Here is a 20705-nt window from a genome sequence, read left to right on the forward strand (position 1 = left end):
GTCACCAACCCACCGTGTCAGTCCTGGAATCGTCAATAAAGGAGACACGCCCTAGTCCGAACTTGCCCACAGCACGTCAGCGCACGAGTGAACTTCTGCCATATCCCCCACAGTTACCCACCATTCGTCCAGATCACCCGACATTTCGCGGGAACATAACCTTGAAATTTGGGTCGGATATCACTGTTCTGTTCCCGCGAAACTACAGGCTCGGTAGGAAGTACTGGGTTCGTGAGGAGTGCGCAGTCCACAGTCTGGGTACGCGAGTGGGCCGCTGGGCTCCGCCCTACCGCTCCCGGGCCTTCACCCCCAGCGCCAACCGCGCGATATCCCTGAGCACTGCGAACTCCTCACTGTCCTCGAGCAGCCCTTTGAGCTCGACCGCAGCTTGGCCCAGCACGGCCCGGTAGGCGCCGGCGACATTGTCAGGTTCCCGGGTCAGAGGATAGGACACGCAGAGTGCGAGGATGGCTCCACCGACAGTGAAGGCCACACTCGCCGACGCGGTTCCCTTCACCCGTGCCTGCTTCGTGGCGTAGAACTCCTGTGGATTGCTCGGCCCGCACAGCGCCAGCGCGGCAGATCCGCCGTCGACGAGTGGGAGGACGGTGCCGACGCTGCGGGAGACGCGGAGTTCGTGGTCGGCTTCGACGTTGCGCACGCACACCCGGTCCTCCCCGACACGGACCCAGAGCTGCACCGATTCACTGGTCAGGGTTCGCAGATGCTCGAGCACCGAGTTCGTTGTTGCGATGCTGCGTCTGCCCGGGAACGGCCCCAGACGCAGCAGGCCATTGTTGTCACGAACGATGAATCGATGGGTGCGCAGATCCGCCAGCAGCCGGTAGGTCGTGGACTTAGAGTACCCCAGACGACGGCACACCTCGGCGGCCGTCAACGGAGTGTCCTGAAGTGCTGTGAGGATCGCGGCACTGCGGTCGATGACGCCGATCTCCTTCGCCGAGGCGGTGCCGCCAGGCGAGGCGGACGCACCGGAAGAGACCTCGGAGCTGCCCGTGGTCGCGGAGTTATCAGTCATGGAGTTCTCTTTCATTCCATACTCACATCGGCCAACAGCTGGCGGCGGCGCACCCACCAGCGGAAGATGATGGGTCCGACGATGCCTAAGATCATGAGCACGATGATCGACAAGGACACGGGCCGGGTCAGCAGCGGCATGAACGATCCGCCCGAAATCTGAAGCATGCGGCGGAAATTGTCTTCCAGCAGCGGGACCAGGACCAGAGCCAAGATGGAAGGGGCCAGCGGGATGCCGCCCTTCTCCATCAGGTAGCCGATGACGCCGAAGATGCCGAGCATCATCAGGCCGAAGAGGCTGAACTCGATCGCGTAGGCGCCGATGACGACGAGCACGAGAATCGAGGAGAAGAGGATCTCCTTCGGCATCTTCAGCAGCTTCACGAAGACCCCGACCAGCGGCAGGTTGAGGATGATCAGGGCGACGTTGCCGATGTACATGCTGGCGATGATCGTCCAGATCAGCCCCGAGTCGTCGCGGAAGATCAGCGGCCCTGGCTGTAGGCCGTACATCGTGAAGACGAAGAGCAGCAGGGCTGTCGTCGCGGATCCGGGGATGCCGAGGCTGAAGAGCGGAATCATGGCCCCGCCCACTCCAGCATTGTTCGCGGCCTCGGGCCCGGCAACGCCCTCGATGGCGCCATGGCCGAACTCGTCCTTCCGCTTCGAGATCCGCTTCTCCATGATGTAGGACATGAACGAAGCCAAAGACGGGCCGACCCCGGGCAGAATGCCGATGATGAAACCGAGGACTGATCCTCGTGCCCAGGGCATCGTCGAGCGCTGCCAGTCCTGCTTCGTCATCCACTTGTCTTCGCCGAAGCTCTGGATCTCCTCCTTGGCTCCACGGCCCAGGGCAAGGTTTCGGATCGCCTCAGGGATGGCGAAGAGGGCCATGGCGAAGATCGTGAAGTCGATGCCGTCGGAGAGCAGGTTGAGGCCGAAGGTCTGGCGCGGCAGACCCGTCTGGAAATCGAGACCCACGAGGCCGACGGCCAGACCGATGAAGATCGAGATGAGTGCCTTGGCCCGGGAGCCAGACGACATCGTCGAGGCCAGCAGCAGGGCAGTGGCCATGAGCAGAAAGTACTCGGTGGCACCGAAGACGTTCGCGAGCTTCACCAGCACAGGCGAGAGGAAGGTCAGTCCGATGATCGCCAACGTCCCGGCGAGGAAGGAGCCGATCGCGGCGGTCGCGAGCGCGGCCTTACCCCGACCTTGGCGAGCCATCTCGTAGCCTTCGATGGCGGTCACCGCGCTGGCGACCTCACCCGGGGTCTTGATGAGTGTGGCGGTGATCGAGCCGCCGTACATCGAGCCGTAGTAGATGCCGCACAGCAGGATCAGACCGTGCACGGGCTCCATCCCGAAGGAGACGGGGATGAGGATCGCGATGGCTGAGATCGGTCCGATGCCCGGCAGCACGCCGACGACGGTGCCCAGCAGCACGCCGAGGAGGGCGAACGCGAGGCTGAGGGGTTCGAGGGCCGAGGCGAAGCCTCCGCCCAGGTCGATGAGTGTGTCCATGTCTGCCTCCTAGCCCAAGATTCCGACGGGCAGATACACGGCCAGCCCGTAGACGAAGGCGACGTAGACGACGAGGGCGAACAGCACCGAGAAGATGAGGTTGCGGATCCATCTGTGAGGTGCGTAGATGCTGGTCATCGTCATGAGGAAGGCCGTCGTGGAGAGCAGGAAGCCGGTCGGGATGAGAATCGCCAAGTAGACGAAGAAGAGCGCGAACTGCAGCACGACCTTCTTCGAGGGCGGATCCTGCGGTGCCTCGAGGACTACCGCCGAGGCGTCGCCGCTGGCCGACCCGTCCTCCCCGCCGGAGCCGACGGCACTGCCCGAGGCGCTGCCCGCGGCGCTGTCCGCGGCGCCGGGGGCCGCCTCGGCGAGCTTCCGCCCGCGGTAGAGTGCCTGTCCCACAAGGAAGACACCGAGCACGATGAGGGCGATGCCGACGATCGCGGGAAAGGTTCGCGGGGTGACGATGTTGTTCGTCTCCTGGATCCAGAATGTGGCGACATAGTAGACGACGCCGATGAGCGTGACGGCGAGACCAGTGACGACATCGCCTCTCAGCGCCGGACTCATCGACCTCATTTGCTGTTGCCCAGATCGGTCTCCTTGACGCCCTCCTCAACGGTGGCGGCTGCCTCTTCGACGTACTTCTGCGCGTCATCGCCCGTGCTGAACTCTTCGGACCACTGGTTCTTCTTCAGTGTGTCCTTCCAGGTGGCGGACTTGCTGACGTCTTCGAGCGCCTTCGCCCAGTAGTCGACGGCCTGCTGCGGCATCTCTGCGGGACCGAAGACTCCGCGCCAATTGCCCAGGGTCACGTCATAGCCGGAATCCTTCGCAGTCGGCACCGAGTCGAAAGGCGCGGCAAGCGGCTCCTCTGCGAACGTCACGAGCGGTTCGATGTCGCCGGATTCGAGCACGGAGCGGAATTCGCTCATGCCCGCAATCGCGACCTTCGCATCCCCGTTGAGCATGGCCGTGGTCTGTTCGCCGCCGCCGTCGTAATTGACGAAGTTGATGTCGCCGGGGTCGACCCCTGCCTCCTTGGCGAAGAGCGCGAACGGAAGGGTATCGTCACCGGCCGCCGCGACGGTGACCTTCTGCGGATCATCCTTGAGCGCTTTGACCAGGTCGTCGATGTTCGAGAAGTCGCCGCCCTTCGGGGTTACGACCATGAAGTCCTCGACGTAGAGGGTGGCGATGAGCGTCGTGTCCTGGGGGCCGTACTCGCATAGCCCGCGCGCCTTCATCGTCTGGCTGGCCAGCGAGGTGACCGCGATCTGGTCGTCCTTGCCCTTCTCCTGCTGCATCATCGAGGTGATCCATGAGCACCCGGTGCCGCCGGGGCGGTTCTGCACCGGCAACGGGGTGGAGACGATATCTTCCTTCTGCAGGGCTTCGACGAGGGCGCGTGCAGTGGTGTCCCAGCCGGATCCCGGTTCGGCCGGTGCGGTGACCGTGACCGGTCCCTTCGGATAGTCGCCGCCCTCCCCCGGTGCCTGGGCCTTGTTGCCGCAGCCTGTGGCGACGAGCGCCAGCGACGCGAGCACCGCCCCGACCTTGAGAGCGGGCTTCAACGCCCGACTCTTCCGCATCGCCGAGGTGGTCCGTCCTTGTCGTGTGATCACCGGTGACCGCATTGCTTCTCCTTCGAATGCAACTGATATCTGTTATGTGGAATGTCCGTGCTGGTGAGGCCGGGGGTGTTACTGAGACTGGGTCTTCGACTCGCCGACATCGACTTCTCGGTCATCGTCTCGTGCCCCGGCTTCGGCTGGACCGTCCCGGTAGCGGGCGTTGTGCTCACCGGGGGTAGGCACATCGCTGCGCAGTCCCAATCGCCGACCACCGAAGGTCAGCGGCAGCAGGGGAACATCGACGTGGTCCCCGCTGGGCAAACCCGTGCTCGCCAATGCTCCGGAGGCCACGAGGTGGGCGTCGGTGGTGAGATCGGCCGGGGTGTTGACCGGGGCGACCGGCAGCCCGCGACGGGTGCACTTCTCCTCGATCTGGGCGAGGTCAAGCTGAGACAGAGCCGCCTGCAGTTCAGCATGGATGAGATCGCGGTGGTCCACGCGACCCTGATTCGTCTCCAGGTCGGGGTCCCCGGCGAGCTCGGTGAGATCGAACTCGTCACAGAGATCATGCCATTGGCCGTCGCTGACGGCGGCGACGAAGATCTGGTCATCGTGCTGATCGCGGAAGATGTCATAGACGGCCCAGGTGGCCCGGCGTGTGGGCATCGGGCGCAGGGGCTCACCGCTGAGCTGAGCCTGCGCCATGTGCGTGCCGACGAGGAAGGCGTTGTTCTCGAACAGGGCGGAGTTGATGACCTGTCCCTCCCCAGTGCGTTCGCGCACACGCAGTGCCGAGAGCACTCCGATGACACCGAACATGCCGCCCATGATGTCGTTGACGCTGGCCCCTGCACGCAGCGGCTGGCCGGGCGGACCGGTCATATAGGCGAGGCCGCCGAGCATCTGCACGACCTCATCAAGCGCGGTGCGCTGTCCGTAGGGTCCGGCGAGGAAGCCCTTGAGGGAGCAGTAGATGAGGCGGGGATTGCGTTCGGCGAGTTCCTCGTAGCCGTAGCCCATGGACTCCATCTTCCCCACCCGGAAGTTCTCGAGGAGAACATCGGCGGAATCGATGAGGGACAGGGCGACGTCACGGTCGGCCGCCTCGGCGAGATCGAGCTGGACAGACTGCTTGTTGCGGTTGAAGGCGGGGAACAGCCCCGCACCCGAACCGGGCAGGTACCGGGTCTTGTCGCCGGGTCCGCGCGGTTCGACCTTGATCACCTCGGCGCCCAAGTCGGCGAGGATCATCCCGCAGCTGGGGCCCATGACCATATGGGAGAACTCGATGACGCGGATGCCCGCCAGCGGCAGCGTCTGGGAGTCCACGGTCGAGGATTCGTCCTGCTCACGCATGGAACACCGCCGGGACAGCGGTGATGGCCGACAGGCTGGAGGTCAGTTCGTGGCCGACCGCGGCGCTCAGCGGCTCCCTGACAGCTGAGAGCGCCTCGACGTCGACACCGGTGGCCACACCCTCGCGGTGCAGGAGGTGGACGACATCATCGGTGCCGATGTTTCCGGCCGCTCCCGGGGCGAAGGGGCAGCCGCCCAAACCGCCCATGGCTGCATCGAAATGCGAGATTCCCAGGTCGAGGGCGGCGATGACGTTGGCCATGCCGAAGTTATATGTGTCATGAAGGTGCAGGTTCACCGGTCGCTTGGGGAAGGCTTCCAAGACCGCCGAGGTGTTCCTGGACACCAATGAGGGGTTGGCGTTTCCGATGGTGTCGGCAATCCCGATGCCGTGCGCTCCGGCATCGACGAAGGGACGCAGCACCTCGACGAGGTGGCCGGCATCGGTGATTCCGTCGAAGGGGCAGATGAAACTGACTGCGGTGGTGATGTCGAAGCGAACACCATGATCGCGGGCGAAGGCCGCGGCTTCGAGGAGGCGGTCGGTGGCCTGGACGATCGGAGCATCGGAGTTCGCCTGCGAATGGCCCTCGGAAGCGGAGAGGACGAGCTTGATGTTCTTCGCTCCAGCATCGACGGCGCGCTTTGCGCCCTTGAGGTTGAAGACAAGAGTGAAGAAGTCGACTCCCGCGGCCTCATGAGACTGGAGGCGCTGCAGGACCTCGCCGGTGTCGGCCATCTGCGGGACCTTCTTCGGATTGACGAAGGATCCGACCTCTATCTCCTTCAGCCCTGCCGTGATGAGGTGTTGGCCCAAAGCGACTTTGACGTCGGTGGGAACGATGGCGTCTTCGATCTGGAGACCGTCGCGCAGCGTCGTGTCGAGAATCGTGACCGATGTTGGCCGAACCATGGTGAGAGCTCCTTCTTTGACCTGCCTCAGTCCCGAAGAGCGGGACGAGATCGGCATCACGCACCTTTGCGCTCAGCCGTCTGCCATCAACATAGCCGCTCGTGGCAAAGCTGCGGTGGGCGCGGCGGCGAATTGTTCGCCATATGAGAAGTGCTCGTGAAGTGAAGGTCATCACTCCCGATTAATGGGACTCCCGGTTTTGCCAGCTCGGATGCGTGTGGTCAGCCCTGGCTCAGCCGGTGCTCAATCCTGTTCAGGCCGTTTCCCGCCGAGCTGGGCGAGCACCTCGTCGGTGTGCTCGCCCAGCTCGGGGCCGAGGTGGTCGATCGGAATCGATGAGCCGCCGATGACCGGGGTAATTCCTGGGAAGGCGACATCGGTCTTGGTCTCTTCACCGGTCGAGACGTCGAGGTGTTGGATCATGCCACGTGCGGCCAATTGTTCGTCGGCAACAAGGTCTTCGGCGGTGTAGATCGGTCCTGCGGGAACGCCCGCGGCCTCCAAAGTGTCGACCACCTCGGCGACATCACGCTGCGCGCACCAGGCACCGATGGCCTCGTCGAGTTCCTCGCGTCGCTCCCACCGTTCGGCATTGGTCTGCAGACCGGGGTCTTCTCCCAGATCCGGGCGGGCGATTGCGTCCATGAGCCGTCTGTAGATGCCGTCCCCGTTGCCGGCGATGACCACGGACTTTCCGCCCGCGCAGAGGTACCCGTTCGACGGCGCGATGCCCTCCATCCGGCCACCGGTGCGTGTGCGGGTCTCACCGAAGGCGGAGTAGTCGGGGACGAGGGATTCCATGACGGAGAACATGGCTTCGTTCAGGGCGACGTCCACAGTGCGATCGGCCAGGGATCCCCTGCCCTCGAAGCTGTGGTCGGAGCCGACGACCGCCTCGGCGGCTCCGGCGATCTTCTGTCGCTGACGATCGAAGAGCATCATCACTGCACCGAAGGCTGCCTGCATTCCGGCAATGGAGTCACCGATCGAGACGCCCACACGCACCGGGGGCCGGTCGGGATCGCCGACGAGTTCGCGGAACCCGGAGTAGCCTTCGGCGACGGCGGCGAAGCCCGGGCGTTCGGACATGGGTCCGGTCTGGCCGAAGGCGGAGATGCGGACCAAGATGATGTCGGGGTTGGCCTCTTCGAGGACCTCGGGCCCGAGCCCCCATTTCTCGATGGTGCCGGGACGAAAGTTCTCGAGCACGATATCGGACCGGCGCACCAGCTCGAGCGCCGAGGCCCGACCCTCGTCTGAGCGGAGGTCGAGCACAACAGACTTCTTGTTCCGGTTGATGGTGCGGTAGAGCATCGAAGTGGTGCCCTGCTTGAGGCGCCAGTTGCGGAGCTCGTCGCCCGTGCCGGGGCGTTCGATCTTGATGACCTCCGCCCCGAAGTCAGCCAGCATGCGTCCTGCCGTCGGCGCGGCGATGTAGTTGCCGAGTTCGAGGACTCGCACACCTGTCAGGGGAAGACGGCGCGTTGTCATGTCGATGCTCCTGTTCGTCTGGATGTCATTGCCGTGATGGCGATCATCCTGGTCACATTGGTACCTCAATGGTGACAGGTGTCGGCGTTTGCGGACGGACACGGACACTCGTGTACGACCGTGGTGCCTGTGAGTCGCAGCTGGCTGGGAAGACGTTCGCCTGGCTGGACGAAGGAACGGAGACCGGCTTCACTGGCTGAAGGCAGTTGTGTGCTCCTGGTCAGCGCAGACCCTACCGTATGGAAACATTACTGCGGGGAAACATCAGCAGAGGATTGTCGGTGAATCTCGGCGGTATATGAACAAGCGCTGAGACTTGAGCCAACATCACGCAATATTCCTTGTTCGTCCTTGCCTCATCCCCGCTGTTATCTAAGACTGGGGGAACGGTCGCAGACAGCGGCGTTACGCTACTGAAAAGGAGTTCACCGTGGGAATCGGAGATTTCGCAGACAAGGCCAAAGACGCCGTCAACTCTGAACAGGGACAGAATGTGGCCAATCAGGGCCTCGACAAAGCCGCGGACGCAGCTAACAGCGCGACCGGTGGAAAATTCTCCGACCAGGTTGACCAGGGCCGCGAAGCAGCAGGCGATTTCGTCGGCGGAGGAGACAACCAAAGCGGCGGACAGTCTCAGGGCAACCAGGGCGGCCAGGGCGGACCCGGCGGTCAGCAGGGCGGTGGACAGCAGTCCAACACCGGTCAGGGCAACCAGCCCCAGGGCGGCCAGCAGGGCGGACCTGGTGGTCAGCAGGGCGGTGGACAGCAGTCCAACACCGGTCAGGGCAACCAGTCCCAGGGCGGCCAGCAGGGCGGTCAACAGGGTGGACCCGGCGGACAGTCGCAGGGTAACCAGGACAGCCAGCAGGGTGGCCAGGGTGGACCCGGTGGTCAGCAGGGCGGCTTCGACCAGCAGCGCTGATCCACTCAGCCTCACGCAGTAACTGAAGAGGGGCGGTACTCCCGATCGGGAGTACCGCCCCTCTTGTGTGGCTCTGCAGCGTCACCAAGCGGACGAACCTATGCTGTCGTCACTGTGTAACGGTCACGGCCTGCCTATGCCGGCCGAGGCCCTCGATCTCCATCTCGATGACATCCTCAGCGACCAAGAACGGAAACTTCCCGGACAGGGCCACGCCCTGAGGTGTTCCGGTCAGGATCACGTCCCCCGGTTCCAAGGGCATCGTCTGGCTGAGCTGATGGACGATCTGCCCGACATCGAAGATCAGGTCGCTCGTCGACGAATCCTGTCGTGCCTCACCATTGACCCAGCTGCGCAGTCGCAGGGACCCGGGATCCACCTCGGCGGCGGGCCTGATCCACGGCCCCAGAGGCGTGAAGCCGGGAAGGTTCTTGCCCTTCGACCATTGGCCGCCGGATTCCTCGATCTGGAACCGACGCTCGGACAGATCGTTGGCCAGCAGGTAGCCAGCCACATGCGAGTACGCGTCCTCCGCCGAGGCGACTCTGAAGGCTCGGGTGCCGATGACCAGTCCCAGCTCGACCTCCCAGTCGGCCTTCGTGGCGTAGGGCGGCAGCTCCAAGTTGTCGTAGGGGCCGGCAATCGTCGAGGGCATCTTGAAGAAGACGACGGGCGCCTTCGGCGGTTCTGCTCCTGCCTCTCGAGCATGCGCCGCATAGTTCATCCCCACGCACACCACCGCCGAGGGGCGTGAGACGGGCGCTCCGATGCGCAGCCTCTCCGCTCCATCGAGGGTTTCGAGTCCTCCTTCGTCCAGTGCAGCACGAACTCGTCCGACGCCGTCGTCGGCAAAGAATTCTGGGTTGATGTCGGTGGTCAGGGGGCGCAGATCGTAGTGGATGTCCTTGTCACGCACTACCGGGATCTCATGGCCGATGGGGCCCAAACGCAGCAATTCCATGCGGTTCCTTTCGTGTTCGTCAGGCTTGCGCATCCGGCCGTCGTTGGACGCATGCACAGTGCAAGCCTGTGGCCCCACGATAGTGTCGTCTCGCATCCTAAGTTGGAATCGTTCAAGTATTGGACACGTCTTTTGTGGACGTTCGCAGAATTATTTCCGCACTGCGGAAATGCAGCCGGTCAGTCCGAATCGGCGCCCTTTTCTACTCTTCCGCCCCCAGACCTCGCGCCTTTCTACTCCGCCGAACCGAATGCCGCCGAGGTGTAATCGGATTTCGCACGCCTGGGCACAACGACGATGGGCACCGGTGAATGCTGGAGAATCCTCATCGCGTGACTGCCCAGCGAGACCCGCTTGAGCGCCCCGAGACCGGAGGAGCCGAGCATCATGACCTCGGGATCCTTCCACTCCACCGCGGTCAGCGCACTCGCCCAGTCCGGCCCCGTCCCGATCGCCACGTCGGTTTCGCCGGGCTTGATCTGGAGTCGATCGATCGAGCACAGGATCTCGTCTGTGTCGCGCCGGATCGCCTTGGACCATTCGTCGATGACACTGGATTCGACGTCGAGCCCCACCCCCGCCGCCCCGATCACACGCGATCTGGGAGCGAAGGACGCGATGCGGAAAGGCACACCGGACTCGGCAGAGACCGTCGCGGCCCCCAGAATGAGGTCCGCCGAGGTGGACGAACCGCTGTACGCGGCAGTGATCCTGCGTAGGCGAGCCCCCGATGCAGCTCGGTATCCCACGGGTGCCAACGCCACCGGCAGGCCGGCGCTGTGCAGCAGTCCGGTCGATACGGACCCCAATGCGATCCGGCCCGACTTTCCGTCAGCGGAGGGACCGACGACGAGGCGAAAGGCATTCTCCCTTTGGCACATCTCGAGCAGTCCACGTCGTGATGATCGGGCACTGTGGACGAGGCAGGTGAAGTCGATGTCATCGGGAAGGAGCGCCCGAACATCGTCCAGGGCAGCCTCGGCGACACTGCGCAGCTTCTTCTGGTATTCGCTCTCGAAGAGCACGGGAGACATCGGCCAGGCCGCGGAATCGATGGCCACCGCGACGAGCCGATGCCCATAGGACCGCGCGAGCACGATTCCCAACTCAACTGCGGGCCTATTGTCCTGACCTGGCGCAATACCGACGACAATGCTCATTATTTCCCTCCTGCGGGATCGGATCCCTCAATGCTGTCACGTGCTGCCCGTTGCTTGCCGAGGACAGAGGATCTGCGGCCGAAGATGAAGTACAGGCCGAGGACGACCGCGGTCCAGATGAGGAAGACGACGATCGTGATGATCTGCAGATTGCTGATGATCCAGAGGCAGCCGATGATTGCGAGCACCGGCAGGACCGGGTAGAAGGGCACCTTGAAGCCGCGCTCGAGGTCGGGTTCGCGTACCCGCAGGATGATGACGGCCAGGGACACCACGATGAAGGCGACGAGGGTGCCGATGCTCGTCATCTCGGCGAGGAAGTTCAGGGGGATGAAACCGGCCAGGATGGCGATGACCACGGTCACGACGATCGTGCCTTTGACCGGGGTGAGCGTGCGCGGATTGACGTCGCCGAAGAACTTGGGCATCATCCCGTCACGTGACATCGTGAAGAGGATGCGTGTCTGGCCGTAGATCGAGACGAGGGTCACGGAGAAGATCGAGATCACGGCACCGGCGGCGACGACGGTGCCCGGCCACTGGGCTCCCACGATATTCTCGAGGATCGCCGATAGGCCAGCCGTCTGACCGTCGAAGTCCTGCCAGGGCTGGGCCGACAGTGCCGCGACAGCGACGAGCACATACACGCTGGTGACGATGATGAGGGCGGCGATGAGGGCCCGGGGCATGGTCTTCTTCGGGTTCTTCGTCTCGTCGCCGGCTGTGGCCACTGCGTCCATGCCGACGTAGCTGAAGAAGATCAGGCCGGAGCCTGCCACCACCCCGGAGAATCCGAAGGGTGCGAAGTCGGCGAAGTTGTCGACGTTCCAGCCGGTGACTCCCACACACACGAAGAACAGGAGCACGCCGATCTTCGTGCACACCATGACGGTGTTGATGACGACCGATTCGCCCGTGCCGCGCACCAAGAGGAAGCAGCACATGGCCAGCAGCAGGATTGCGGGCAGGTTGACGATCCCACCTTCTTCTGGGGCGTAGGCCAGGGCGTGCGGGATCTCGAACCCGAAGAGGTTGAACAGCAGTTGGTTGACGTACTGTGACCAGCCCACGGCGACCGCGGCTCCCGCGACGCCGTACTCGAGGAGCAGACAGGCCGCGACTCCCATCGCCGGCAGCTCGCCGAGTGTGGCGTAGGCGTAGGAATAGGAGGAACCGGAGACGGGCACGCTGCCGGCCAGCTCCGCATAGCAGATGACCGCGAGGCCAGCGACGAGGCCGGCGATGACGAAGGACCAGATGACTGCGGGTCCGGCCACAGGAACGGATTCCGACAGGATGAAGAAGATGCCGGTGCCGATGGTCGACCCGACGCCGATCATCGTCAGAGAGAACAGCCCGATCGTGCGCTTGAGGTCGCTCTCCGTCTCCTCGCCCTGCTGTGGGACCGGCTTCACCCGGAAGAGCTGCTGTCGCAAAGTCGCCATTGTCATTCCCCAGACATCGTCGTCCTACTGAGCATGAGCACCGGAACTGTCGATCATCGCCGATGACCGCCAGCCCTGATCCGGCACTTTCGATACTGCGACCTTACGACAGTCCTGCCTCGCCGAGGTGGTCCGAAGTTGAAATCATGGGTGCGAAATCGGTCGTTCGGGACAGTCAAAATCGGAGCCTGAGACTATCGGCACTGGTCAGAACGCTTGTCCGCGTCCAACGAAAATCCTATTCAACAGAACGGTTGAATACGTGAGAGCATCGGCCTACAGTTGTATTTAACCTACTAGTTGAATACAGGATGGAGGGTCAGTGGACGATCAGCTGACGAAGGTGTTTTCGGCCCTGGCCGACCCCACTCGACGAGACATGGTGGCCAGACTGTCCATCGCCGACGCCACGGTCAATGAACTCGCCGAACCTTATGAGGTCAGCGTCCAGGCCGTGTCGAAACACCTCAAGGTACTCGAGGACTCCGGACTGGTCACTCGCACCCGGGACGCCCAGCGCAGACCAGTCCACCTCGAAGACAATGTGTTCGATCTGATGACGAAATGGATCGAGAGATATAGGCGCCAAGCCGAAGACCGCTACCAACGCCTCGACGCAGTCCTGGAAACGATGGACGCACACGAGGACGCACACCAGACGGACTCCACAGCCGCCTCGGCGAAGGAATCCACGCAACACTCACGCAAAGGAGCATGACATGACCACCACCAACGACACCGACTACTCAACCCTGAAACTCGAGGTGCCTGAGGGGACTCAGACCGTTTCGATCACTCGCGATTTCGCGGCCACACCGGACAAGGTGTTCCGCGCCCACATCGACCCCGAACTCTTCGTGAAATGGTGCGGACCCGACACGATCACGAACACGATCCGGGAATGGGACCCGCAGACCGGCGGGAACTGGAGCTACCTCTCCACCGATGACAACGGCGAGTACGGCTTCTTCGGGTCTTTCCACGAGGTGCGGGAGAACGAACGCATCGTCCAGACCTTCACCTTCGAGGGCTTCCCGGATGCCGTGAACCTTGAGATCCTCACACTCACCGACCTCGGCGATGGACGGACCCGCCTGGCCTCGACCTCGGTCTTCGACTCTCTCGAATCCCGGGACGGCATGGTCGCCTCAGGCATGGAACACGGCATTCGCGAAGGCTACGACAAACTCGAGAAAATGCTCGCAGAAGGTCAGTGAGGCCTAACGCTTCCCCTGAGACGCAGGAGCTGCGCGGCCTAGGCATGGCCCCAGGCCGCGCAGTCCGATGATCAGACCGTTTCGCGGCTCTTGACCTTTTCCTTCTCCGCGAGGACTCGGTCGCGGATTGCAAGGAAACAGGAGACGGCATCGCCTGCGGCTGAGACGAGCTGCTTCGTGCTGCCTCGCCGCACATCACCGGCGGCGTAGACGCGATCCATGGACGTCCTGTGATCGGGTCCGGTGCAGATATAGCCTGGTCCGTCGCATGTCGAGCAGAAGTGGATTCGACTCCCCAGCAGCGCCTCCTCACCCGGCACGCCAAGTGTGCGATAGGTCGTCCCGGTCGCCAGCACCTCTTGAGATTGCCTGAGGCCGTGGCGTCATTGCCAAGCACTGACATGGTTCTCCTAATTATTTGAAGATTTCAACTGTGCGTGGAAATCTATGTGAGCGAGTCCACATTCGCACATAATGAAGTGATGTGCAAGACTTCCACTGGAAGTTGAAGCCGGCTCATCGCGCAGAGGAGAAGACCAGTGACAGCGCTCAATTCGGATCGCTACGATCAGAAGGTTCGGGAGACCCTCGAGCTTCTGGCGGGGATCAGCGAGCCTCTCGCTCGGGCCCTGGGCGAAGGCTGCGAGGTCGTCATCCACGACCTCACCAATCTCGACAACTCGGTCTACGCCATCGCCGGAGGGGTCACCGGCCGTAAGGTGGGCGCCCCACCGACCAACCTGCTTCTGCAGCACGTTCTCAGCGGGGCGCAGGGCGATGTCATCGGCTATCCGACGTCGCTGCCCGGCGGGCGCACCGGCCGGTCAAGCACGATCATCATCCGCGAACCGGAATCGGGCACACCGATGGCCGCGCTGTGCCTCAACATCGACGTCACCAACGTCAGGTTGGCCCACGACATGCTCGGCTCGCTGCTCGCGACGCCTCCGCCGGTCGCCGAAACCAGCGAGGAGCCCGACACCGGTGAGGTCTTCCCCCACACCGTCAGCGAACTGACCGCGCAGATCGTCGCCGAGGTGATCGCCAGCGCCGATGTCCCCGTCGAACTGATGAAGAAACCCCACAAGCTCGAGGTCGTCGCTGAACTCGACCGCCGTGGAGTCTTCCAGGTCAAAGAGGCTGTGGCCGGAGTCGCCTCGGCGCTGGACGTCACCCGATACACGATCTACAACTACATCAACGAGCTCCAAGGCAGAGCCCCGGAAGGACAGTCATGACCGATACCCACGATCACGCGTTCGCCCCAGTCGAAGACGACATCGACCGCTACGATCCGCAAGCCCGCCAGTGGCTGGCCGGAGCCATCAGGGCGGTGAAGTCTGATGCCAACAGGTCGTCGGACACGCATCTGCTGCATGTGCCGCTGCCTTCCGATTGGGGCATCGATCTCTATCTCAAGGACGAGTCGAGCCATCCCACCGGGTCCCTCAAACACCGTTTGGCCCGCTCGCTCTTCCTCCACGCACTCTGCAACGGGTGGATCAAGCCCGGTCGCCCGGTGGTGGAGGCTTCCAGCGGTTCGACCGCGGTCTCCGAAGCGTATTTCGCCCAGCTCATCGGTGTCCCGTTCATTGCAGTCATGGCTCGGTCGACGAGTGCTCAGAAGATCTCCCTCATCGAGTTCTACGGCGGCACCTGCCATTTCGTCGACAACGCCAATGAGGTCTATGAGGTCGCAGCCGATCTTGCCGCGGAGTCCGGTGGTCACTACATGGACCAGTTCACCTATGCCGAACGCGCTACGGATTGGCGCGGCAACAACAACATCGCCGAGTCGATCTTCGACCAGATGGCGAGTGAGACTCATCCCGAGCCGTCCTGGATCATCGCCACCGCCGGCACAGGCGGCACCTCGGCGACCCTGGCCAGATACGTTCGCTACACCGGCCGGGCCACCGGAATCTGTGTGGCCGACCCGGACAATTCGGCCTTCTTCGCCGGATGGCGGGACCAGGACCCGTCGGCGACGACCGATCAGGGATCCCGCATCGAGGGCATCGGGCGGCAACGGGTCGAAGCGAGCTTCATCCCTTCGAGCATCGACCGGATGATGCATGTCCCGGACGCTGCCGCCATCGCCTCCATCCAGCTTCTTGAGACACTGATGGGACGTCGCGCCGGAGCGTCAACCGGCACCGGCCTGTGGGCCGCGTTCCGCATCGTGTCGCAGATGAAGGCGGCAGGAGAGACGGGCAGCCTGGTGTCCCTGATCTGCGACCCCGGCGAGCGCTACCTCGACAAATACTATTCCGAGCAGTGGCTGGCCGAATCCGACCTCGACACCACCGGCTACCGCACCCGCCTCGAAGAATTCATGACGACAGGAGTCCTCTGATGAACAGCGAATCAACCACCACACCCGAAGCCCGTCTCCACAACCTCGGCCTGGAGATCCCCGCAGTCGCCGCGCCTGTGGCTGCCTACGTTCCGGCGGTGCGCACCGGAGGCCACATCTACACCTCAGGCCAGCTTCCCGTACAGAACGGGCAGCCGATCCACAGGGGAAAGGTCGGCGCCGAGGTCACTCTCGAAGAAGCGCAGGCCGCGGCTCGTCAGTGCACCCTCAATGCCCTGGCTGCCATTCGCGCGATCACCGGTGAACTCTCGGCGATCACCCGCATCGTCAAGGTCACGGGCTTCGTCGCCAGCGCCCCGGACTTCACCGCTCAGCCGCAGGTCATCAATGGTGCCAGCGAGCTTCTCGGCGAGGTCTTCGGCGACGCCGGGATCCACGCCCGCAGCGCAGTGGGCGTGGCAGTCCTGCCTCTGAATGTCCCGGTCGAGATCGAGATGATCGTCGAAGCCTGAGAGTCCTTCGCGGCAAAGGACCCTTAGGTCGCTTTCTCGGCCATCATGGCGAAGTACGAGTCGCGGCTGCGACGAACGTGCTGGCCCATCACCGCGGCGGCTTTGGCTTCCTGCCCTGCATCGATGGCCGCGATGATGTCGCGATGCTCGGGCCAGGCCTGAGGGCCGCGGCGGGTCACGTTGAGTGAGTACAGCCATTCGATCTTGCCCGAGATCTGGCGCAGGAGGCTGACGAAGGAGAGGCTGCCGCTGAGTTCGGCGATGGCGAAGTGGAACCGCATGTTGAGCACCGCGAGGTCCTCGTAGCGTTCCTGGCCGATGACGATGTCGCCGGCTGCGAGGATCTCATTGATCTCCTTGCGGATCGTCCGCCACCGTTCGTCGGGTGCCTCACCGTTGCTCTGCTGCCCAGCGCGCTTCGCTGCTCGCTTGGCGGTCGCAGATTCGAGGACGATGCGGATCTCGAACAGGTCCTCGGCATCCTCGGTCGGTGAGGGCGCGACCATGCTGCCGCTGTAGGGCCGGGACTCGACGAGCCCCTCGGCCTCGAGAGAACGCAGCGCCTCACGAATCGGGATCCGGGAGACCGCGTACTGCGTCGCCAAAGCAGCCTCGCGGAGTTTGCCGCCGGGCGGGTGCACACCCCTGATGATGTCGAAGCGGATCTGCGCCCCGACGCTGACGCTGCTCGATGTCGAAGAAGCGGTCGGTGCGGACTCGTGGGCCGAGGCAGAGCCGGACACCGAGGCGGGGCCTGCAGCGGACTCTGAAGTGGAACCAGGCTCAGGCATTGAGCAGACCCGACCCGGGCACGGCAGCCAGGAGCTTCTGCGTGTACTCCGCAGTCGGACGGTCGATGACATCTCTCGTTGCGCCTGCCTCGACGACTTCCCCGTTCTTCATCACAACAACATCGTCGGCCAAGTTCGCAACAACTGCAAGATCGTGCGTGATGAACAGGCAGCTCACGCCAAGCCCCGACTGCAGCTGACGAAGAAGCTCGAGAATCTGCTCCTGGACCAGAACGTCGAGGGCAGACACCGCTTCGTCACAGATGAGGAGCTCAGGTTCGCTGATCAGGGCACGCGCGATCGCAATCCTCTGCCGCTGCCCACCGGAGAGCTCAGCAGGCCGACGCTCGAGCATCGACGCGGGCAGAGCCACCTGATCGAGCACCTCGGCGACCTTGCGTTTCCGCTCGACCTGCGTACCGACCTTGAACACGTCGAGGGGCTCGCGGATGATCCGTTCGATGCCCCACATCGGATTGAGAGAGGAGAACGGGTCCTGGAACACCGGCTGGCTGAAGCGCCGCAGAATGCTGCGTTCGGCGCGTGAACTCGCGTCGACGTTGCGTCCCCCGGCGAGGACCTCGCCGCTGGTGCCCCTCTCCAGGCCGAGCACGATCTTCGCGATCGTCGACTTCCCTGACCCGGATTCTCCGATCACTGCGGTCGTCTGCCCGCGCTTGGCCGTGAAGCTCACCCCGTTGAGGGCATGGACTTCCTTGCCGCGCCCGTGCAGCTTGTAGATCTTGTGCAGATCGTTGACCTCGAGCACATTCGCCGAGATGGCCTCTCCGTCGACTCTGCCTTCGCCGACTCCCACTGCAGGAGTTGACCCCGCGGCCCCGAGAGCACGACTCGGCTCCCGGCCGACCACAATGCTGGGTGCGGCCTTGACCAGGGCTTTTGTGTACTCATCCTGGGGGTCTCCGAGGACCTGCTGCGGTGTTCCACGTTCGACAACGCGTCCGTCGTTCATGACGAGGATGGTGTCGGTTCGCTCCCCCGCAACACCCAGGTCGTGAGTGACGAAGAGCAGCGAAGTCCCGCGCTCGGTGACGAGTTTCTGCAGGTGGTCGAGGATCTGCTTCTGCACTGTCACGTCGAGAGCGGAGGTCGGTTCGTCGGCGATGATGAGATCCGGTTCGCCGGACAGGGCGATTGCGATGAGGATCCTCTGCCGCATACCGCCGGAGAATTCGTGCGGATATGACCGTCGCCTGTTCTCCGCATCCGGGATTCCGGCTTCGGTCATCAGGCGTACGACATTATGGGTCACCTCGGCGGAGTTCGACATTCCGTATGTCCGCAGCGCGTCAGCGATCTGATCACCCACGCGCATGCTCGGATTGAGGCTGGCCATGGGGTCCTGCGGCACCAGGGCGATCGATCGGCCGCGCAAAGTCTGGAGTCGCGCCCGATCTGCTCGAACCAGGTCCTCGCCGCGGTACTTCACGGCCCCGGAGCTGACATGACCCGTTCCCGGCAGGAGCCCGAGGATCGCGCTAATCGTCGTGGACTTGCCTGACCCTGACTGACCGACGAGAGCCAAGCGCTCCCCCGGCGCCAAGGTGAAGCCCACATCGTGGAGCACAGGCGCCTCATAGGAGACTTCGAGGCCGGAGACCTCGAGGACGAAATCGGACAGTTCCACACCGCCGCTGGTCTCTGTGCTCATCATCTTCCTGCCGCGTATCCCTGAGCACCGCGCGGGTTGGCCCCTGCGGTGAGACGTCCGGTGGCCGGGTCCCGTGTCACGCAGGAGAGCCTGCCCAGTTCCCAATCGCCGGCCTTGGTCACGACATGGCCGCGTGCGATGAGCCCGTTGATGACGTCTTCGCCGAGGCGGTCCTCGACGACCGCACCGCCGGGAACCCAGGTGCGCGGCCAGAATGACCCTGCCAGAGCGGTCGTGTGCAGTGCCGGTGCGTCGATTGCCTGCTGAGGTGCGTAGCCGCCGACGAGCATGCGCAGAATCAGCAGCAGCTGCCACTGTTCCTGCTGGTCACCTCCGGGGGAGCCGAGGGCGATGACCGGCTGCCCGTCCTTCGAGATCAGGGTCGGAGTCAGTGTGGTGCGGGGACGCTTGCCCGGGGTCAGCGCCGAGGGCGCTGTGTCATCAAGCCACATCATCTGCAGCCGAGTACCCAGGCAGAATCCGAGTTCCGGGACGATCGGTGAGGACTGCAGCCACCCACCAGAAGGAGTGGCGGAGATGATGTTGCCCCAGCGGTCAACAACATCGATGTGGCAGGTGTCGCCGTTATTGACGCCGTTTTTCTGCACAGTCGGCTCGCCGATGCCGGCTTTCGCCATGGCCTCCTTGTCCGCACCTTCGAGCACGAGTAGCGGGGTGAATGTAGAAGCGGTCCCTGCACGGTCGGCACCCGGTCGGAATTCGAGTGAAGCCTGATCGGTGATGAGTTCGCGACGGCTGGCCGCGTAGTCTTCGCTGAGCAGCCAGTCGAGGTCGACATCTCCGTCCCCGTAGTAGGTATCGCGGTCGGCCATCGCCAGTTTGAGTGCCTCGAGGATCGTGTGTGCACCGATCTCGGTCGAGGGGTCGAGTCGTTCGTCGTCGAGGCCGTCGAGGATCTTCAGCGTCTGCAGCAGCACCGGGCCCTGGCCCCAGGCTCCGATCTTCGCAATCGAATAGCCGCGGAAGTCGATCGTCACCGGCGTTTCGAAGTGTGCGTCGAATCCTGCGAAGTCCTCAGCTGTCATGACTCCCGCGTGGTCACCGCCGGTCGAATGTCGGTGCGGAGTCGAGATGAAGTTCGCGAACGCCTCGGCGACGAACCCGGACTTCCATTCCTGACGTGCCGCGGAGACTCTGGCGGCACGCCCTTCCACGCCTTCACCTGCGGCAATGAGCTTCTTCAAGACTTCAGCATAGGGACGGTTGTAGACGAGGTCGCCCGTCTTCGGGATCTGACCTTGTGGCATCCACTGAGCTGCCGACGTGGGCCAGTGTTCGGTGAAGAGCTCCTGCACACGTTCGATGGTGCCGACGACCCGGCTGAGCACGGGGTGACCGTTCTCGGCGTAGTCGATAGCGAATTCGAGGACGTCGGCGAGTTCCCAGGTGCCGTGGTGTTCGAGCAGGTTGAGCCAGGAATCGACGGCCCCGGGCACCGCAGAGGCGAGCGCTCCTGCCCCGGGAATCATGTCGAGGCCTTCACTGCGGTAGTGCTCAATGCTGGCAGCGGCCGGCGCGGGGCCCTGCCCCATCATGATCTTCGGGTTGGCCGGGTCTTCGGCGGTGGCGAAGATCCCCGTCATGTCGCCTCCGGGGCCGTTGAGGTGAGGTTCGACGACGTGGAGGAGGAAGGCTCCCGCCACGGCCGCGTCGAAGGCGTTTCCACCTCGTTCGAGAACCGCCTGTGAAGCTGCTGTCGCCAACCAATGGGTGGAGGCGGCCATTCCGAAATGACCTTCCAGGGTGGGCCGGGTTGTGAAGACTGCGGGTGGGGTGAACGACACG

Annotated in this window: 20 protein-coding genes; 6 read left to right on the forward strand and 14 right to left on the reverse strand. The window is 63.7% G+C overall.

Annotated features, from left to right (window positions below):
• Positions 1-286: 286 nt before the first annotated feature.
• The 7 genes from INT40_RS03650 to INT40_RS03680 form a co-directional block, all read right to left on the reverse strand.
• Complete coding sequence (locus INT40_RS03650; protein ID WP_226830782.1) at positions 287-1039, reverse strand: helix-turn-helix domain-containing protein; 753 nt, start codon at positions 1037-1039, stop codon at positions 287-289.
• An 11-nt stretch (positions 1040-1050) separates the two neighbouring features.
• Positions 1051-2565 carry a tripartite tricarboxylate transporter permease gene (locus tag INT40_RS03655; RefSeq protein WP_101570132.1) on the reverse strand — a complete coding sequence of 505 codons (1515 nt, stop codon included), beginning with the start codon at positions 2563-2565 and terminating at the stop codon, positions 1051-1053.
• Between the two features lie 9 nt (positions 2566-2574).
• Entirely contained in the window at positions 2575-3138 is a 564-nt protein-coding gene (locus INT40_RS03660; protein WP_226830783.1) for a tripartite tricarboxylate transporter TctB family protein, read from the reverse strand.
• 5 nt (positions 3139-3143) lie between these two features.
• The gene (locus INT40_RS03665) at positions 3144-4205 is read right to left on the reverse strand and encodes a Bug family tripartite tricarboxylate transporter substrate binding protein (RefSeq protein ID WP_101570130.1); all 1062 of its coding nucleotides are present in this window, start codon (positions 4203-4205) and stop codon (positions 3144-3146) included.
• A 66-nt stretch (positions 4206-4271) separates the two neighbouring features.
• Complete coding sequence (locus INT40_RS03670) at positions 4272-5498, reverse strand: CaiB/BaiF CoA transferase family protein (protein ID WP_101570129.1); 1227 nt, start codon at positions 5496-5498, stop codon at positions 4272-4274.
• Complete coding sequence (locus INT40_RS03675) at positions 5491-6411, reverse strand: hydroxymethylglutaryl-CoA lyase (RefSeq protein WP_193095531.1); 921 nt, start codon at positions 6409-6411, stop codon at positions 5491-5493. Before INT40_RS03675 ends, INT40_RS03670 begins: the two co-directional genes overlap by 8 nt.
• Positions 6412-6654: 243 nt before the next feature.
• On the reverse strand, positions 6655-7902 hold the full coding sequence (locus INT40_RS03680) for a CaiB/BaiF CoA transferase family protein (RefSeq protein ID WP_193095532.1): 1248 nt from the start codon (positions 7900-7902) through the stop codon (positions 6655-6657).
• Positions 7903-8332: 430 nt separating this feature from the next.
• On the opposite strand from INT40_RS03680, the gene INT40_RS03685 reads away from it, so the two are divergent.
• Positions 8333-8824 (forward strand): antitoxin, encoded by a 492-nt coding sequence (locus INT40_RS03685; RefSeq protein ID WP_193095533.1) that lies wholly within the window; start codon positions 8333-8335, stop codon positions 8822-8824.
• Positions 8825-8933: 109 nt separating this feature from the next.
• Here INT40_RS03685 and INT40_RS03690 read toward each other — a convergent pair whose 3' ends face one another.
• From INT40_RS03690 to INT40_RS03700, 3 genes are all read right to left on the reverse strand, one after another.
• Complete coding sequence (locus INT40_RS03690; RefSeq protein WP_193095534.1) at positions 8934-9785, reverse strand: fumarylacetoacetate hydrolase family protein; 852 nt, start codon at positions 9783-9785, stop codon at positions 8934-8936.
• A gap of 233 nt (positions 9786-10018) precedes the next feature.
• Positions 10019-10945 carry a universal stress protein gene (locus INT40_RS03695; RefSeq protein ID WP_193095535.1) on the reverse strand — a complete coding sequence of 309 codons (927 nt, stop codon included), beginning with the start codon at positions 10943-10945 and terminating at the stop codon, positions 10019-10021.
• Positions 10945-12390 (reverse strand): APC family permease, encoded by a 1446-nt coding sequence (locus tag INT40_RS03700; protein WP_101570124.1) that lies wholly within the window; start codon positions 12388-12390, stop codon positions 10945-10947. Before INT40_RS03700 ends, INT40_RS03695 begins: the two co-directional genes overlap by 1 nt.
• Positions 12391-12712: 322 nt before the next feature.
• Here INT40_RS03700 and INT40_RS03705 point away from each other — a divergent pair, with 322 nt between their 5' ends.
• A complete protein-coding gene (locus tag INT40_RS03705; protein ID WP_193070855.1) occupies positions 12713-13108 on the forward strand; it encodes an ArsR/SmtB family transcription factor in 396 nt (131 codons plus the stop codon).
• 1 nt (position 13109) lies between these two features.
• Positions 13110-13607 carry an SRPBCC family protein gene (locus INT40_RS03710; protein ID WP_193095536.1) on the forward strand — a complete coding sequence of 166 codons (498 nt, stop codon included), beginning with the start codon at positions 13110-13112 and terminating at the stop codon, positions 13605-13607.
• A gap of 71 nt (positions 13608-13678) precedes the next feature.
• Here the strand turns inward: INT40_RS03710 and INT40_RS03715 are convergent, their stop codons facing one another.
• Positions 13679-13828, reverse strand: coding sequence for a hypothetical protein (locus INT40_RS03715; RefSeq protein ID WP_193095537.1), 150 nt, complete (start codon positions 13826-13828; stop codon positions 13679-13681).
• 318 nt (positions 13829-14146) lie between these two features.
• Between INT40_RS03715 and INT40_RS03720 the strand changes: the two genes are divergently transcribed.
• From INT40_RS03720 to INT40_RS03730, 3 genes are read left to right on the forward strand one after another with little or no spacing between them, the layout of a single operon-like run.
• Positions 14147-14845: a transcriptional regulator gene (locus INT40_RS03720; RefSeq protein WP_193095538.1), complete on the forward strand. Its 699-nt coding sequence runs from the start codon at positions 14147-14149 to the stop codon at positions 14843-14845.
• Positions 14842-15963, forward strand: a complete 1122-nt coding sequence (locus tag INT40_RS03725) for a PLP-dependent cysteine synthase family protein (RefSeq protein ID WP_193070858.1) — start codon at positions 14842-14844, stop codon at positions 15961-15963. The genes INT40_RS03720 and INT40_RS03725 overlap by 4 nt, the downstream gene beginning before the upstream one ends.
• A complete protein-coding gene (locus INT40_RS03730; RefSeq protein ID WP_193070859.1) occupies positions 15963-16436 on the forward strand; it encodes a RidA family protein in 474 nt (157 codons plus the stop codon). Before INT40_RS03725 ends, INT40_RS03730 begins: the two co-directional genes overlap by 1 nt.
• 23 nt (positions 16437-16459) lie before the next feature.
• Here INT40_RS03730 and INT40_RS03735 read toward each other — a convergent pair whose 3' ends face one another.
• From INT40_RS03735 to INT40_RS03745, 3 genes are read right to left on the reverse strand one after another with little or no spacing between them, the layout of a single operon-like run.
• Positions 16460-17227, reverse strand: coding sequence for a GntR family transcriptional regulator (locus INT40_RS03735; protein WP_226830784.1), 768 nt, complete (start codon positions 17225-17227; stop codon positions 16460-16462).
• A complete protein-coding gene (locus tag INT40_RS03740) occupies positions 17220-18899 on the reverse strand; it encodes a dipeptide ABC transporter ATP-binding protein (RefSeq protein WP_193070860.1) in 1680 nt (559 codons plus the stop codon). Before INT40_RS03740 ends, INT40_RS03735 begins: the two co-directional genes overlap by 8 nt.
• Positions 18899-20704 carry a gamma-glutamyltransferase family protein gene (locus tag INT40_RS03745; RefSeq protein WP_193095539.1) on the reverse strand — a complete coding sequence of 602 codons (1806 nt, stop codon included), beginning with the start codon at positions 20702-20704 and terminating at the stop codon, positions 18899-18901. The genes INT40_RS03740 and INT40_RS03745 overlap by 1 nt, the downstream gene beginning before the upstream one ends.
• Position 20705: the final 1 nt, after the last annotated feature.

It is taken from the genome of Brevibacterium sp. FME17, assembly GCF_014897515.1.
Classification (GTDB): domain Bacteria; phylum Actinomycetota; class Actinomycetes; order Actinomycetales; family Brevibacteriaceae; genus Brevibacterium.